The sequence below is a fragment of the Dermatophilus sp. B7861-1 genome (assembly GCF_058996045.1).
This window is the reverse complement of sequence record NZ_CM180082.1, coordinates 2239839-2256926: the sequence shown is the minus strand read 5'-3', so window position 1 is coordinate 2256926 and position 17088 is coordinate 2239839. Positions and strand designations below refer to the sequence as shown.

The window sequence follows — 17088 nt, the reverse complement described above, 5'->3', positions numbered from 1 at the left end:
CCCCTGCGGAGATACCGCCGATGAGCGCTCCTGATACCGTCCCCAAGCCAGGTACCGCAGAGCCGAGGGTGGCTGCAGCGACAGCGCCACCGAGAGCCGACGTTGAAGTTCCGACACTGCACTTAAGCCACATTGGTCGTTCCGAGTCTTCTTCATCATGGCTTTGAGTGTCGTTTTTTGGGGGAGTGGGTACCGGTGAGGCAGTCGCAGAGGTGCTCGGTGTTCCAGTGGAAGTGGGGCGAGGGGAGCCTGTTGCGCTTTGGGTGGGACTAGGGCTTTGCCTGTCTGCTCTTCCAGAGTTGCCAGGGTCTTTGTCTCTTTTAGAAGGCGTATCCGGTGATGTGGTTTGTTTATCAACATTGATAGTTGTTGATGTGACGGTGGAAGGCTTATCTGGAATTCTTTCGTAGCCGTAAGTCGTTTGGCAGGCAAGCCCAGTGAAAGTGATGCTTGCAACAGCGCTAATCGCTAGGGCTCGCACGAGGGGACTCCGATCACGTAGTTGACTCGCATGGTGGGCGAGACTTGAAAGTGTGGGTGATAAGAGTACACGCGCTTTCGCTCTGCAGTAAAAAGTCATTCTAAAAGGGTGCGACAAATTACCGGCCCATCGTTTGGGCCGGTAATTTGTCGTGCGATGTTTAGTTTTTGCTTGGTGTGCTGAGTTCAGCTGCGAGGGCATGGAAAGGCCCTGACGCGTTACCGAACCGATGAAGTGTGATCGACAAAGACTGCTCCTTAACCCAGTTGCGTAGCTCTACCCGTCCGGAAGCAGTGATCGGGTCAGCGAGCAAAGCCACGCAAGGACGTGAAGCAAGCCGTTCTGTTACAAGATCGGGAAGGGAACCGATGACGCGTACCCGCGCCCCGATACCGCTATCCAGGCTGGTGTTTGCTAGCGCGTCAGCGAAACTGGTGTCATCGAGCCAGCGAATAGGTGCGGTGGGGAGTGTCTGCTCGATGTGACTCAACAACGCTCTGACGGTGCTGTCTACCTGAGGGTGCGCGGCAATGAGTACCCGCGCGCCAGTGGTTCGCGCAGCCAATGCTGCGCGGGCTATTTCGCGAGTGGGTGCGTCTTGGCTAATGCGTAGTGCGATGTCAGCTGGACGGTAACGGAAAAGGTTGGCTTCAGTTGTGAGGCCGGTTTGGTCACGGGGAGTGCTGAATTCTTCTTCCCACGCACGGATATCGCTTGCAGCAGCGGCTGCGAGCCAGGCGGTGTCGTCTTCGTCAAGCTGAGCAGCGGCGGCCATGCGCATGACCACAGGGTCAGTGGTGGTGGGAGTGCTGATGGCGTCGGCGTCATGCCAGGTGCCCATGAGCATGACGTAGTTGGGGCCACCTGCTTTGGAACCGAGACCGACTGAAGATTTCTTCCAGCCGCCGAACGATTGGCGTTGCACGATGGCGCCGGTGATGCCTCGGTTGACGTAGGCGTTACCGACCTGGACTTGTTCGAGCCAGGTGCGGACCTCGTCGGCGTCGAGGCTGTGGATGCCTCCGGTGAGGCCATATTCGACATCGTTTTGGAGTGCGATGGCGTGGTTGAGGTTTTCGGCGTGCATGAGCCCAAGGACAGGGCCGAAAACTTCGGTGTGGTGGAAGAAAGAGCCGGGTTTGACGCCGTCTTTGATGCCTGGGGTCCAGAGGCGGCCGGTGTCGTCGAGTTGGCGTGGCTTCAGGAGCCAGGTTTCGCCCGGTTCGAGGGTGGTCAGTGCGCGGTGGAGCTTATCACTGGGGTTTTCGGTCAGTGGCCCTACGGTGGCGCTGAGGTTATGGGGCAGGTCGACGATGAGTGAGCTTGCTGCGTCAACGAGTTGGCGGCGGAAGCGTTCGGAGTTGTAGACGCTGCCGACACAGATAGCTAAAGACGCTGCGGAGCATTTTTGGCCAGCGTGTCCGAATGCGGAGTGGACTAGGTCAGCTGTGGCCAGGTCGCGGTCAGCTGATGGGGTGATGATGATGGCGTTTTTTCCTGATGTTTCGGCGTTGATGGTTAGGCCGGGGCGCCATGAGGAAAACATGGCGGCGGTCTCGTAGGCGCCGGTGAGGATGATGCGGTCGACGCCTGGGTGGGTGACCAGTGCGCGGCCGACGTCGCTTTCATCGGGGGCGATGACGTGGAGCAGGTCGCGGGGGATACCTGCGTCCCAAAGTGCTTTGACGATTGCGGCGGAGCAGTGTGGGGTGGGAGCTGAGGGTTTGTGGATGACACCTGCTCCTGCGGCCAGAGCGGCGATTGTGGAGCCAGCAGGGATGGCTAAGGGGAAGTTCCAGGGTGGGGTGATGAGTACAGCGCGGTCGGGTGTGAAGGTGGCGTCGGTGATGGCGTCCAGTTCGAGGGCGCTGTGGGCGTAGTAGCGAGCGAAGTCGATGGCTTCGGAGATTTCGGGGTCGCTTTGGCCGATGGTTTTTCCTGTTTCGGCGGCGGCGAGGGAGATGAGGTGGCCGCGGCGGTGAGCAAGGATGTCGGCGGCGCGGTAGAGGATGTGGGCGCGTTCGAGTGCGGGGCGGGCGGCCCATTCGTGGGCGGCTTTGCGGGTGGTGTCGACGAGGTTGTCGACGTCCTTGAGGTGCAGGGGTGGGGGAGTGGTTTGCTGGTTGAGCCATTCGGGGGTGGCTCGTTGGATGGTTTCGCGTGCCCAGGTTTGGTTGTCGGGTAGGGCGGGGTTGGTGTCGGGTTCGTTGGTGAAGGGTGGGAGCGGCTCTGTGGTGGGGCGTGGTTCGGGGAGCTGTTCGGTGGTGCGGTTTTGTTGGTCGTTGGGGGGCGGTGGGGTGTGTCCGCGGGTGTTGAGGATGTGTTGCAGGGTGGTGAGGGATTCGCGGAAGCGTTTTTCTTCGCGGTGGAAGGTGGGGTTGTCTGGGGCGATGTCGAAGATGCCGGACATGAAGTTTTCGGTGGCGGCGTTTTCTTCGAGGCGGCGTACGAGGTAGGAGATGGCGGCGTCAAATTCTTCGGGGCGGACGGCTGGTACGTATAGCAGAGGGCGTCCTAGCTCGTTGCCGATGGTTTCGACTTGACTGGAGGCCATGCCTTGAAGCATTTCGAATTCCATGCGGTCGGTGACGCCGCGTTGGGAGCCCAGGAGATGAGCGAAGGCGATGTCGAAGAGGTTGTGGCCAGCGACGCCGATGCGTAGGCCGCGCATGTTGTCGGGGTTGAGGAGCCAGTGCAGGACGAGTTTGTAGTTGGCGTCGGTGTCGGTTTTGGTGGGGCAGGTGGTTAGGGGCCAGCCAGCTATTTCGGCGTGGACGCGTTCCATGGAGAGGTTGGCGCCTTTGACGAGGCGGACTTTGATGCCTGCTCCGCCGTCGGTGACGCGTTTGTTGGCGAATTCGGCGAGTTCTTGCATGGCGCCGAGGGCGTCGGGCAGGTAGGCCTGCAGGACGATGCCGGCTTCGAGGTTTTTGGTTTCGGGGGTGGATAGCAGGCGGCGGAAGATTTCGATGGTCAGGCGTAGGTCGCGGTATTCCTCCATGTCGAGGTTGATGAATTTAGTGCCGGCGGGGGCGCGGGAGGCTTCGATGTAGAGGGGGGTGAGACGTTCGGTGACGTATTGGACGGTTTGGTCGAAGCCCCACATAGAGATTTGGGAGGCGATGGAGGAGACCTTGATCGAGACGTAGTCGACGTCGTCGCGGCTAAGCAGTCGTCGAGTTTCATCGAGGTGGATGGTGGCTTGTTCTTCGCCGAGGACTGCTTCGCCGAGGAGGTTGATGTTGAGGCGGTTGCCTTGTTTGGTGAGGCTGCTGATGGCGCGGTCGAGGTGGCGCTCGCGGGCGTCGACGATCATGTGGCCGACCATTTGGCGGATGCGGGTGCGTGCGGCGGGTACGACGATGTTGGGGAGTGTGGGTGCTAGGAGTGAGCCGGCGTTGATTTGGGCGCGGTCGAGGTGGGAGAGGGTTTGGGGGGTGATGTTGCCGAGTTCGGCGAGGGCGTGGGCGGCTGCGCGGCGGTCGTCGGTGCGGATGACGCGGTCGACGAATCCGACGGTGAATTCGAGGCCGTTGGGGTCAGAGAGCACTGCGGCGAGGCGGGCTGCGCCGGGTTCGGTGGTGGTGTGTTGGGCGCTGGTGGTGAGCCATTGGCGGACCTTGGTGGTTGCTTGGTCTGCGATGTGTGTGAGGTCGTGACTCATGGGTGCCTCCCGTGCTGTGTGGCCCCCGTTGGCCACGCTTGGGTGCAGTCTGACAACTTTTTGTGGGTGGTGGGCGTTGGTGGGGATTTAGGCGCGCCGTCTTGTAGCTATGGGAGTGTTGTTGGGGCAGTAGGGTGCTGGTGGGGTGGGTTAGGGCTGGTGGTGTGTTTGGGCGGCGAGGCGTATGTGGGTGTTGGGTTCGCCGTAGCCGTTGTATCCGTTGTTGCGTTGGAGGAGTTCGATGATGAAGTTGTTTCCGGGGGTGGTGATGTAGGTGTGTAGGAGGGTGCCGCCGTTGTTGTCTTGGTCGTAGTAGAGGTTGTGGTGGCGTAGGTGGTTGATGGTGGTGGTGTCGAGGTTGTGGCGGGCTTGAAGGTCGTCGTAGTAGTTGGCGGGGATGGGGAGGAAGTGGGCGCCGTTGTTGCGTGCGGTGGTGATGGTGGTGGTGATGTCGGCGCAGTTGAAGGCGATTTGGTCGATGGTGGAGTGGGTGTGGCCGTTGGCGAGGATGATGCGTAGGTTGCCGTGGGTGGGGTGGTAGGGGCGGCTGAGGCGGCGGCCGGTGGGGCGGATGAATTCGCTGGTGGGGCCGGGTTGGAGGTTGAACACGGATTGGTAGAAGGATTGTTCGGCGGGGTGCAGGGTGGGTGGGGTGGTGGTGCCGATGTGGTCGATTCCGGTGAGTGTTGCCTGGTGGGATGGTGGTGTGGGGGTGGGGTAGCCATTGCGCCAGTCGTCGTCGGCGTTTTCGGGGCCGGTGAGGAATACGTGTAGGCCGCCGGGGGTGTCGATGCCGGGGAGGGCGGAGTCGTAGCGGCCGCGGTGGTGGGTGACGGGGGGCCATAGGAGTGCGGTGGCGCGGGTGGCGACGTCGTGGACGTGGTCGACTTCGAGGGCGATGGCGGAGATGTAGGGGCGGGTTGCTGGTGGTGTGGGGGTGGGCAGGGTGGTGAGGCAGATGTGGGCGTTGCCGTTGCTCCACCACTGGACGGGGCGGGTGGTGTGGGTGCTGGCGTGGTGGAAGCCGAGGGCTTTGAGGAGTGCGGTGATGCTGGTGGTGGGGTTGGGGTCGTTGTTGTCGGTGGTGCTGATGGCGATTTCGATGAAGGCGGGGTTGACGCGGTTGGGGGGTGGGGGTGGGTTGAAGAGGTCGATGGTGGGGGCAGGGTGGTTGGTGTTGGTGTTGGTGTGGTGGGTGTTTCGGTGGCGGAGTTGTTCTTCGAGGATGAGTAGGGAGCGCATGCCGTCGAGGGCGTTGATGCGGGGGTTGGCGTCGCGGACGATGTCGGAGAAGATTTCGAGGGAGAGGGGGCCGTGGTAGCCCAGGTCGATGACGGTGCCGACGAGTTCGACGAGGTTGAGGTCGCCTTGGCCGGGGTAGCAGCGGTGGTGGCGGGACCAGGTGAGGACGTTCATGTCTAGGTGGGGTGCGTCGGCGATTTGCATGTAGCCGATGCGGTTGGCGGGGATGTTGGTTAGTGCGGTGGGGGTATCGCCGCGGGAGAGGATGTGGAAGGTGTCGATGGCCAGGGTGATGGCGGGGTGGTCGGTGTCGGTGACGGTTTTCCAGGCGTGACCGATGCGGTTGATGTGGGTTCCCCAGGCGAGGGCTTCGTAGGCGATGGTGATGCCGTGGTCGGCGGCGAGGTTGCCGATGTGGTGGAGTTGGTGGGCGCGTAGGTCGGGGTTGTCGATGGCGGTGGGGAGGGCGTTGGAGCAGGCCAGGGCTAGGGGTACGCCGAGGCGTTGCATGGTGGTGAATTTGTGGCGGAGGCGGTGCAGGACGGCGGGGAAGTGATCGGGGTGCCATCCTTCGATGTCGCGTAGGGGTTGGAATATTTCGATGGTTAGGCCTAAGTCGCTGCAGCGTTGAGCGATTTCGGTGGGGGTTAGGGGGCTGGCGATGAGGTCGTTGTCGAAGATTTCGATGCCGTCGTAGCCGGCTGCGGCGATGGCGGAGAGTTTTTGGGTGAGGGTGCCGGCGATGGAGATGGTGGCGATGGCTTTACGCACTGGGTGACCTCGGTGGGGTGGGGATGGTGGTGTTTTTAGTGTGTCAGGGGGTTTGTGAGCAGGGGAGGTGGGTTGTGTCTGAAAAGTGTGCGGGGGTTGTGGGGTTGTGTTTTTGTGGACGTGTGTTCAGGGCGTGTGTTTAGTTTTTTGTGTTCGTTTGGGTGGTTTTTGTGAGCGAATATGGACGGGTGACTTGGGTGTTCGTTCATTTCATTATTTGGTCGTTCCTTGTCGACAAGTTTGAGTGTGTTGCTGTGGTGGTTTTTAAGTAAATTTTGAGTTTCCTTCGGGTGGTTTACAGGTGGTTCTTGGATGAGGTTTTTGTTCCTGTGTGCTGGGTGTTCAGTCGGAGTGGAGAGCGTATAGGTACTGGTAGGTGTGGGTTTGAGGGGTTTCGGTGAGTTTTTTTCCTCAGGTTTCTCAATGCTTTGCCGATCGCGCGCACAGTTTCTATTTACTTATTTCTGGTTTCTTTTCGTGTGAATGGGGTGGGGTGGTTGCAGGGATTGCGAGTAACGGTTTTGTGGCTACATTCGATGTTGTGGCCGGAATGACGGAGTTGCGTTTCCCCCATAGCGTCCCGTCGGCCCTTTGTGAAAGTCCCCTTCATATTTGGTGGGGCCTATTCACCACTAAACCGAGTTCTTTCACAGCATCGCCTTCAGGAGGCTCAAGTGAACTCTGCAGCCAAGCTGCGTACCCGTGGAATCGCCGCGTTCGGCGCCACCGTCCTCGTCGCCACTGCTTTCGGCCCCGCCGCCATGGCCTGGGAAGCCCCAGGAAAGACGCCCGAGCTCGCCAAGACCGGCTCGATTGGCCTCATGGACACCAACGTGACCACCGAGGGCACGCAAGGCGCTAAGGCGGTCATCGCTGGTCAGTCCTCGCAGGCTGTCGGTGACATCGTCATGGCCGTTCCTGCCACCTACCAGAAGGGTGACTACATCGACCTCGCCCTGCCTCAGCAGGTCGACCCGAACGCTCGCGTGACCTGGGCAGGCCTGCCCTCGATCAAGGTTGACGGCCCTAAAGCCACAGGCACGATTGTCAATCCCACCAGCCCCGCCTCCCCAGCTGCGAACAACGCCGCTCAGGGCCAGGCTACTAACTTCACCGCAAGCGGCACCGACGTTGCCCCGGCAACTCCTGCTATCACCCCCACCATTGTCGGTGGAGCCTACGGCGACCAGACCATCCGCCTCACCTTCAACTCCGGTGTTGACGCTTCCAACTTCAACGCTAAATTCGTAGTGACCCTCAGCGGCCTGAAGATGAATGTTGGCTCCAAAGCCACTGGTGGATCTAACGGTGAAGTTGTTGTCACCGCAGCTGCCCACGACGCTGCAGGTACAGCCCAGGCCGGGTTCTTCGGTGGGTCAGACGCAGCTAAGCCGGAGACGGTCCCCGCCTACATCTCGAAGACTGCCATCACCACCTCCAGCTCCGCTCTCATTAACTCCACGACGCCTTCTGCTCAGGCCCTGGGCGATGTAGAGGTCCGCGCCACTTCTGGCACCTTCGGCGCTGGCGACTTCAAGATCACCATTGACCCCACCACAGCAACCACGGCTACCGACCAGGTCTCGGTGACCTTCTACGACGCCTCCGGTAAGGCCCTGAACACCACGCCGGAGAAGGTAGCCCCAGCTGACGGCGTCATCACCGTTGCTGATGCTCAGGTGCCTGACACGGCTGTACGTGCAGTAGTCTCCGGCGCAATCGTCACCCCGATTGCTGGGCAGGCCCAGGTCAAGATTGCGGTGAACACCCTCGGTGCCATCACCCCGCCAACTGGCCCGCTCACCAGCGGCAGCGTCAACCAGACTGACATTGCTGTTGACACGGCTAACTCCATGGCGATGATCCCACTGACCAACAACGCCAACCGCATCTCTGGTGCCAGCCGCTACGAGACCGCCCTGCAGGTTGCTAACGGTCAGTATGCAAAAGCTGAGACCGACAACGTTGTGATCGCATCTGGTGCGAAGAACAACTTCGCCGACGCGCTCTCTGCGACCTACCTTGCCTACACAAAGAAGGCTCCCGTCCTGCTCGTGCAGCCTGACACCGCCCCCCAGGTGGTTAAGGACTTCATGTACGACCACGGTGCCAAGCGAGCCTTCATCGTCGGTGGTGAGGGCGCTGTCTCCGCTGCTGTCGCCAATGAGCTTGCTGACCTGACCGCTACTGACTGGACTAAAGAAGGCGACCCAGCCAGTTTGGTGCCTGGTACTAGCAAAGTTCAGGTCACTCGTCTGTCTGGTACCAACCGCTACGACACCAACCGTGTTGTGAACGCCTACGCAGCCACCAGCTCCGGCGTTGGCATGACCGTCGGCACCTACGGCAAGGCAGCCAAACCCAGCGCTATCATCGCCAACGGTGAAAAGCCCTGGGATGCCCTGGCTGCTGGCCCACTCGTCGGTGGTCAGGCTGGAGTCACTGCGGCAGGAACTGGCCTACCGGTCATCCTGACCAGTGGCGCCTCAACCTTCCGCCCCGAAGCCATGAGCCAGCTCAAAGGCTTCAACATCGGCCGCACCATCTTCGTGGGAGGCACCGCAGTACTGCCTGACGCTCTCGCCACGCAGTCCGCAACCGACGTCACCCGCCTGGCTGGAACCAACCGGTTCAACACCGCCGAGCACATCGGTAACTTCCTCGTGAAGAGCGCCACCGCCAGCTCCACCAACACCGAGCCTGGCTTCGGTCGCACTGGTAAGACGCCTTACCTCGTCAACGGTGGCTACAACTCACTCGGCCAAGCCGATGACACCAAGTGGGCTGACGCACTTGCTCTAGCGCCTCGCGCAGCCGCTGAAGGCAACGCTCTGGCCCTGACCGCAGGGAACAAGCTCCCCGCAGACACGCAAGACTTCCTGCGGGCAAACAACACCTTGTTCATCGACGTCACCCCCGTCGGCGGAACCGACGTCATCGCCGATGCCCTCGTCAACGCCGCTCGCCAGCTCGCCAACTGACGCGCTCACAACGGCAACGACACGCCCCTGGCAGGTTGAAACCCCAGCCCGCCAGGGGCACCCCCACAATCCGTCCACCTCACCTCACCGGGTTAATAAAACCACCCGATAAATAGGGACAAGACGGTAAATAAGAACACCCCCTACGAAGGAGGGGCTCCCCGGACGGGAGGTGCTGTGCGTCCGGAGAGCCCCTCCTTTCGTGCATCCGCTACGCCCACACGACCCACAACACCGCGAACTTCACCCCACAAACCCCACCCCAAAAAACCACAAACAACACCAAAACACCCCCAACACAACAAAATCCCTACCCCAACCAGCCCACCCAAAAACACCCGACACAACCCCATACCCACCGACACGCCAAACTAAACACATGGTCGAGGACGTCTACCCCATCAACACCAAGCAAACGATCCGCCGCGACGTGCTGGTACCACTCATGCTTTCCGTCATCGAAAACGCCGGAGGAACCCTCCACTCCTCCGACGTCATCGCCGAAATGGAAAAACGCTTCACCCCCACACCACACGAAGCAGCAACAAACAAATACGGCAACACCCACTGGATCGTCACCGCACGCTTCGACTCATACTGGGCAGCACAAATCGGCTGGCTCACCAAAGACGACAACCGCTGGACCATCACCACCGCAGGACGCCGCGTCCTCTACAACTACCCCACCCAACAAATCGTCGACGAACTCGACCGCCTCTGGCGCGAACGCCACCCCTACAACGAAACAACCCAACCCAGCCCCGAAGTCGCCCTCCTCACCCGCGCCCTCAACGCCCTCACCCCCGGCCACTGGACCACCTACAACGACCTCGCCCACACCACCGGCCTAACCCCCCACGCCGTCCACACCCACATGCAAACCCTCGGCCACGCCGCCAGCCACCGCGTCCTCCAACCCAACGGCACCATCGACCCCGACCTCGAATGGCACGACGGCCACAACCAATACACCAAAGACATCCTCACCAACGAAGGCCTCACCTTCGACAACGCCGGCCACGCCGACCACGCCGCCCGCATCACCAGCCACGACTACGCCACCATCCTCGGCCTCAACACCCACACCCGCCACGCCTGGCACATCCACAACACCACCACCGGCCACGACCCAACCCCCTGGATCACCCACGGCTACATCGCCCTAGCCACCCCCCACACACCCCACCTCCACCCCCACATGACCCGCGCCCACCTCAGCGACCACATCAACCAAACCCACCCCGAACAAACCTACGAAGCCCGCGACAACCTCATCACCCAACTCAACATCTTCCTCAACCTCATCCACCCCAACGACATCATCATCACCACCACCGAAACCGGCTACTACCTCGGCCACATCACCGGCGACCCCGCACCCCACCCCAACCCCAACCACCACACCGAACTCCGCCGAGCCGTCACCTGGCACAACCCCACCACACCCGGCGACTACACCAACCTCACCCCCAACCTCACCAACGCCATGAACACACAAAACCCCCTCACCGACCTCACCCCCAACATCCAAGAACTCGAAAACCTCCTCACCCAACAACCCACCCCCACCCCACCAGCCCTACCCGAACCCAAACTCACCGCCCTCAAACAAGCCACCCCCAAACTCGCCAAAACCAACCACGTCTCCCAACGCTGGCTCCAAGAAACCATCGACCTGCTCTGGGACCGCCGCCAAATCATCTTCTACGGCCCACCCGGAACCGGAAAAACCTACCTAGCCCGCAAAATCGCCTACCACCTCACCCACCCCGACAACGTCAGCCTCGTCCAATTCCACCCCGCCTACAGCTACGAAGACTTCTTCGAGGGATACCGCCCCGCACCCCCCACCGACGACGGCCGCGTCGGCTTCCAACTCACCCCCGGACCCTTCCGACGCCTCGTCAACAACGCCAAAAACAACCCCGCCACCCCCCACATCCTCATCATCGACGAAATCAACCGAGCCAACCTCGCCAAAGTATTCGGCGAACTCTACTTCCTCCTCGAATACCGCGACGAAACCATCGACCTGCTCTACTCCACCGGCGACAAAGCCGGATTCACCCTCCCCGACAACGTCTTCATCATCGGCACCATGAACACCGCCGACCGATCCATCGCCCTCGTCGACGCCGCCATGCGCCGCCGCTTCGCCTTCCTCCACCTACACCCCCAAGAAGAACCCACCAACACCATCCTGCGCGGCTGGCTCAAACACAACGGCCACGACGAAACCCTCGCCGACCTCCACGACGAACTCAACACCCGCATCGACGACCCCGACTTCGCCATCGGCCCCAGCTACTTCATGCGCCCCGAAGTACGCCGCCCCGGCGGACTCGAACGCACCTGGCGAACCGCCATCCTCCCCCTCCTCGTCGAATACCACTACGGCGAAGACATCGACATCAACGCCCGCTACGGCCTCGACACCTTCACCCACAAACCCGACACCGACAACTAACAACCACCATGCCCACCACCACACAAACCCCCCTCCACCTCCAACTCACCGAAAACCAACCCACCCCCAACATCCACCTCACCCCCACCCAAGTCCACAACCTCCAAACCAGCGAACTCGTCACCCTCACACCCGAACACCCCACCAACACGTGGACCCTCACACCCCGCAACCACGTCGGAGTCGCCCGCATCGGCAAACACCACCCCATCGAACTACGCATCACACCAACCATCCCCATCCCACGCCTACTCTTCCTCCTCGGCTACGCCGAAGACCTCACCGGATGGCAAGACGGCAACGTCAACGTCGCCCCCAACACCGACCTACACATAGCCATGGCCACCGCCTTCGAACGCGCCGCCACCCGCGCCACCGAACAAGGCCTCATCCAGGGCTACACCACCATCGAAGAAGCCACCCCAGTCCTACGCGGCCGCCTACGCACAGACGAACAACTCCAACGCCGCTTCGGCCTACCCATGCCCCTAGAAATCCGCTACGACGACTACAACGTCGACACCCCCGAAAACCGCATCCTGCGCGCCACCACCGACCGCCTCCTACGCCTACCCAACCTTCCCGCCCCCACCCGCACCGCCCTACACCGCCTCACCCTCCTCATGGCCGACGTCCCCCACCGACTCACCAGCAACAACCCCCCACACTGGCGCCCCAGCCGCCTCAACACCCGCTACATCCCCGCACTACGACTCGGCGAACTCATCCTCAAAAACGCCTCCATCGACGCCCACCACGGCCCAACCCCCACCGACGGATTCCTCCTCAACCTCCCCGACCTCTTCACCCGATTCATCACCAAAGCACTCACCAAAGCCACCCCCACACACCACGGCACCCTCGAACAACAAAACAGCCAATGGCTCGACCAAGAACACACCATCAAAATCAACCCAGACCTCCTCTGGCACACCACCCCCACCACCCCCAGCGCAGCCATCAACGCCACCTACCCCACCCCAGAAACCACCAACCCCCACACCGACATCCACCAAATGCTCACCTACTGCACCCGACTCAACCTCAACCACGGCCACCTGATCTACCCCCACACCACCAACACCACCAGCCACCACCACATCACCGGAACCAACATCACCATCCACCAACACGGCCTCGACCTCACCGCAGACCCCACCACACTCCTACAGCACATCAACGACCTCGCACACGCACTCACCACCCCCCACCACCCCTAAAACACCCCCCCACACCCACCCATGTCGACACCACCACACCCCCAACCAACCCAACCGTGTAACGTAGACCACACAAGCTCGCCCTGTTCTGCCGCGAGCTGCACCATTTCGATGCCAGCCAGATGTCGTTGCGCTGCGACCCGGCCCCACTCACACCCCATCGCGTGTGAAAAACCGCCGCACACAAACCCCAGGTAAACGTCCAGGGAAACAAGGTCGCGCGGGCAGAACCGACCGCATCGACCCTTTTCCTTTGGAGTAGTGACAAAACAGTGTCCATCGACACCTTCACCGACCTTGGCGTGCCCGTCGAACTCACAAAAATCCTCGCAGCCCAAGGCATCACCACACCCTCACCCATTCAAGCTGCCTCTCTACCGGACTCCCTCGACGGCGCAGACATCCTCGGACGAGGACGCACCGGCTCAGGTAAAACCCTCGCTTTCCTCCTGCCCCTCGTCGTAGGCCTGGACGAAAACAACTACGAAGCACGCCCCAAAAAACCTCGCGCCCTCGTACTTGCACCCACCCGCGAACTCGCCACCCAAATCAACACCGCACTGGCGCCCCTCGCTAAGGAATACGGCCTCACCCACGCCACTGTCTTCGGTGGTGTAGGACAAAAACCCCAGGTCGACGCCCTCCGTAAAGGCACAGACATCCTCATCGCCTGCCCCGGACGCCTCGAAGACCTCATGAACCAAGGCCACGCCGACCTCTCCGACGTCGAAATCACCATCCTCGACGAAGCCGACCACATGGCCGACCTGGGCTTCCTTCCCGGCGTCACCCGCATCCTCAAAGCCACCCCCGACGACGGTCAACGAATGCTCTTCTCCGCCACCTTGGATTCAGGCATCAAAAAACTCGTCGACAAATTCCTCCACAACCCCATCACGCACGAGGCTGACTCAGCCCAATCACCGGTCACCACGATGACCCACCACGTCCTTCACGTTACCGACGAACACCACCTCGACGTTCTGGTTAACCTCCTGGCTCGCACCGACAAAGCCGTCGTATTCACCCGCACCAAACATCGCGCCAAACGCATGGCCAAAAAACTCAACGCCGCCGGAGTGCCCAGCGTCGAACTCCACGGCAACCTCGCCCAAAACGCACGCACCCGCAACATGGCCGCCTTCAGCTCCGGAGACGCACGCGTCCTCGTCGCCACTGACATCGCTGCCCGCGGCATCCACGTCGACCACGTTGACCTAGTTATCCACGCCGACCCGCCCGTGGAACACAAGGCATACCTGCACCGCTCCGGACGCACCGCCCGTGCTGGCGCAGCAGGAACAGTCATCACGATGATGACCGACGAACAAACCCGCGACGTACGCGACCTCCTACGGAAAGCAGGAATCAAGGCGCCCACCACTCGCGTCACCCCAGAACACACTCTCATTGCCGAGCTCGTCCCCGGTGAACCCAACCTCCCCGGCGCATGGACTTCACCGGTTCCCACCCCCAAACAACGCCCAGCAGGCCAAGGAACTGGCCGCCGCGGACGCAGCCGCGGACGAGGCCGTGACAGCGCAGGCCCCAGCTCTACCCGCAACAGCGAAAACACACCCCGCCACGGAACCGAACACCCTCGCCCCGCACGGAGCAATACCACTACTAACGCCAGTAGCCATACACCCAACGGCACTCCTGCTGCAGGACGAAGCAGCAGCCGTAAACGCCCCGCAAAACGCCGCGGAACACAACACAGCAGCAAACCAAACAACTAAACCACCCAAACACACATGAGGGCAGCGAACTCAGTGATGATTCGCATGCCCTCATGCCACACAGCGGAACAGTCCTAAACCATCCTTCTGGGTGAGGTAAAGACTCTCCACATCATTGGTAGTGATGCTTGGCCCTGCCGTCCAGGACACATATACAGAAACAAACGCAGTCACCGTGCCTGAGCACCCGCCACGACCCAACAACACCGATACGGGACCGTGAAGTGACGCGATGGAGTAAATACACCTGGCCCTGCAGGAGGACTGATGGACATCAGTCACGCCACCTAGAGCGGTGACGAACGTTGCCTTAAGCGCACTGACAGCCATGCTGCTAACCGCTGCCACAGGAATCACGTTTGCCACCGTTCCAGACAAAACAAGAGCAGTGCCGCATATAGCTTCCACACCCGCATCCGCGCAGATAACTTCCCCGCCACTCACTGCCTATAAGTGACATGCAATTGTGGGGGCACCCAAGTTGGGTGCCCCCACAATTGCATGTCCTCAGCCGCCGTAGTTGATGGCGCCGTTGATCAGAGAGCATGAGGCGGTAGGCCGGTTAAACGGGTCGCCCCATCCGACGCACTTTGCTTGTCCGCGTGCCCACTGCTCTGCAGGCATGTGGTCGTAGTCGCTTCCGCCGAAATCGTTATTGATCACACCGGAATCAACTTTCCGCAGCTCAGTGACAAACCAGGCCCGCTGGGCTGAAGAGAGGTAAGCGTAGCTGTAGGCGTGGCTCAGTTCGTGTGCGATGGTTTGCTTTACCGACGTAATCGACTGGTTGCGGTTAATCTCTACAACTCCGTTTGCCAGCTCCCCGGTATCGGAATACGTGTAACTCGTGGTTAAACCCAAGATGTTTGGGTTCCCATCGATGGAGTCCACACATTTAATTGAGTACTTCGAAGACATAGGCACTGGGTGGAATGACGTGACCAAACTTTCACACGTGTCAGCTGCCGGGGCTGGATTTGGTGTTGGAGCCGGAGGCAATACGGTGTCGCTTCCCCCAGGGTAGGCAGGAAGCGGGGCATTGGTGACGTTCGGAGCCTTAGTTAACACCGCAGCTAGAGCGGTATTCGACAGCGCCGAAGCAGGAGACAGTGCGCCTACATATCGCACACCCAAAACTTTGAGCGCTCCAGCCACCGTCGAGGCTTGCTTCGTGTACTTAGCGCCTGCCGGAGGGACAAATAAGGTGGGGCCGTCGCTGAGAGACCCACCCAGGACCGCTTCCTGTAAACGAGAAGTGGAAACCAGGTAGGCAACTTTCGACCCACTGGGGAAAGCATGACGAGCGATAGCTGCGCTTGTGGTGTAACGGTCAACACCAGCTAAACGCCCAGTGCTGCGACCAGAAGCCGCTAAGGTCAAAGCGCGGGGTGTGACGACATTGCTGCCACCGAGGGCGTACACCTTGCGAGGATTCAGCTGAGCAATCACATTTTTGATGGCGGCAGGAACTTGTCCAGTGTGGGGCACGGGGAGGACCGGCCCTTTTGTTAGAGCACCAGCCGCAGCAGCGTCAGGCGAAGACTGAACCTGCTTTCGGGCAACCTGCCCAAGCCCAGCAAGGTAAACCTCTTCAGCGCCGCCTGGGAAAGCCCGACGGGCGATGGCAGCAGCGGTTTCATAGCTGTTGGCGCCAGAGAGCCGACTGACGTTACGTCCTTGAGCCGCAGACTGCAGAGTCTCAGCCGAGACAGCGCTTTCACCGCCCAAAGCGATCACCTGAGAAGGAGCCAGACGGTCAATTTCTTGGCGGACGTTGTCAGGCACAGCGCCAGTGGAAGGAACCATAAGGATGGGGCCATCGGACAAAGAACCAGCCGAGAGGGCATCGGTTACCCGATCGCCCCGCGTGATATAGACCGTGTCAGCTTTACCTGGTTGCCAGGCTCGCTGCGAGATAGCTACGGCTGAGTCGTAGACGCTTTCGGCACCCAACCGAGGAACCATGCTGGTGGCAGCGGCGTGGACGCTCGCACCTGTGCCTTGGCGGAGCTGGTTCGTTAAGGACTGGAGATCCTTGCGAGCGCTCGTGGTTATGTTGGTGCCATCTGCTGCGGTGCCGCTGACAACCGGGGCGCCAGCCACTTCCACGGTGAGGCCTTGGATGGGTGAGCCGTTCTTGGTGTTGACTCCGTACACGTGAGTTGTTTTTGCCAAGCGGCCCTGATGAGTGGCAGCTGTGGAGTCAGTGGTCTGATCTGAAGCTGCTGCGCCAAGAGGAGAGCCCAGAACACCGGTGAGGGTCAGGGCGGCGGCGATGGCGATACTGGGACGCGTGGGCGTGCCGGGAAACGAACGCATAGTGGGAGCCTTCCTAGCTCGACTCGCAGTTCTTTCTTGGGTCGTTCGGTAGCGGAAGTTCTGCGATAGGCCCATCCCTGGACCGTGAATGTTCGGTAACACAGGAGTTATGGACGCTTGTTCTGCATCCGAGGTTTTATTCGGCTGTTGCGGGGGGCATGTTGAGTACTCGAATGAAAAAAGTGACGAGAATGTTTGCTTAAT

The 17088-nt window shown here is 60.8% G+C and carries 7 protein-coding genes; 4 read left to right on the top strand and 3 right to left on the bottom strand.

The features are described from left to right. Window positions 1–641: 641 nt before the first annotated feature. Window positions 642–4145: a proline dehydrogenase family protein gene (locus AC2T9U_RS09890; protein ID WP_493695981.1), complete on the bottom strand. Its 3504-nt coding sequence runs from the start codon at window positions 4143–4145 to the stop codon at window positions 642–644. Window positions 4146–4295: 150 nt separating this feature from the next. Beyond that, window positions 4296–6158, bottom strand: coding sequence for a sugar phosphate isomerase/epimerase and 4-hydroxyphenylpyruvate domain-containing protein (locus AC2T9U_RS09885; protein ID WP_493695980.1), 1863 nt, complete (start codon window positions 6156–6158; stop codon window positions 4296–4298). A 674-nt stretch (window positions 6159–6832) separates the two neighbouring features. Here AC2T9U_RS09885 and AC2T9U_RS09880 point away from each other — a divergent pair. From AC2T9U_RS09880 to AC2T9U_RS09865, 4 genes are all read left to right on the top strand, one after another. Continuing rightward, on the top strand, window positions 6833–9139 hold the full coding sequence (locus AC2T9U_RS09880; RefSeq protein WP_493695979.1) for a cell wall-binding repeat-containing protein: 2307 nt from the start codon (window positions 6833–6835) through the stop codon (window positions 9137–9139). Between the two features lie 379 nt (window positions 9140–9518). Then, a complete protein-coding gene (locus AC2T9U_RS09875) occupies window positions 9519–11606 on the top strand; it encodes an AAA family ATPase (protein ID WP_493695978.1) in 2088 nt (695 codons plus the stop codon). 8 nt (window positions 11607–11614) lie between these two features. Beyond that, complete coding sequence (locus tag AC2T9U_RS09870; RefSeq protein ID WP_493695977.1) at window positions 11615–12826, top strand: McrC family protein; 1212 nt, start codon at window positions 11615–11617, stop codon at window positions 12824–12826. Between the two features lie 272 nt (window positions 12827–13098). Beyond that, a complete protein-coding gene (locus AC2T9U_RS09865) occupies window positions 13099–14565 on the top strand; it encodes a DEAD/DEAH box helicase (protein ID WP_493695976.1) in 1467 nt (488 codons plus the stop codon). A 507-nt stretch (window positions 14566–15072) separates the two neighbouring features. On the opposite strand, the gene AC2T9U_RS09860 is transcribed toward AC2T9U_RS09865, so the two are convergent. Further along, window positions 15073–16884 (bottom strand): cell wall-binding repeat-containing protein, encoded by a 1812-nt coding sequence (locus AC2T9U_RS09860; RefSeq protein WP_493695975.1) that lies wholly within the window; start codon window positions 16882–16884, stop codon window positions 15073–15075. Between the last annotated feature and the right edge of the window lie 204 nt (window positions 16885–17088).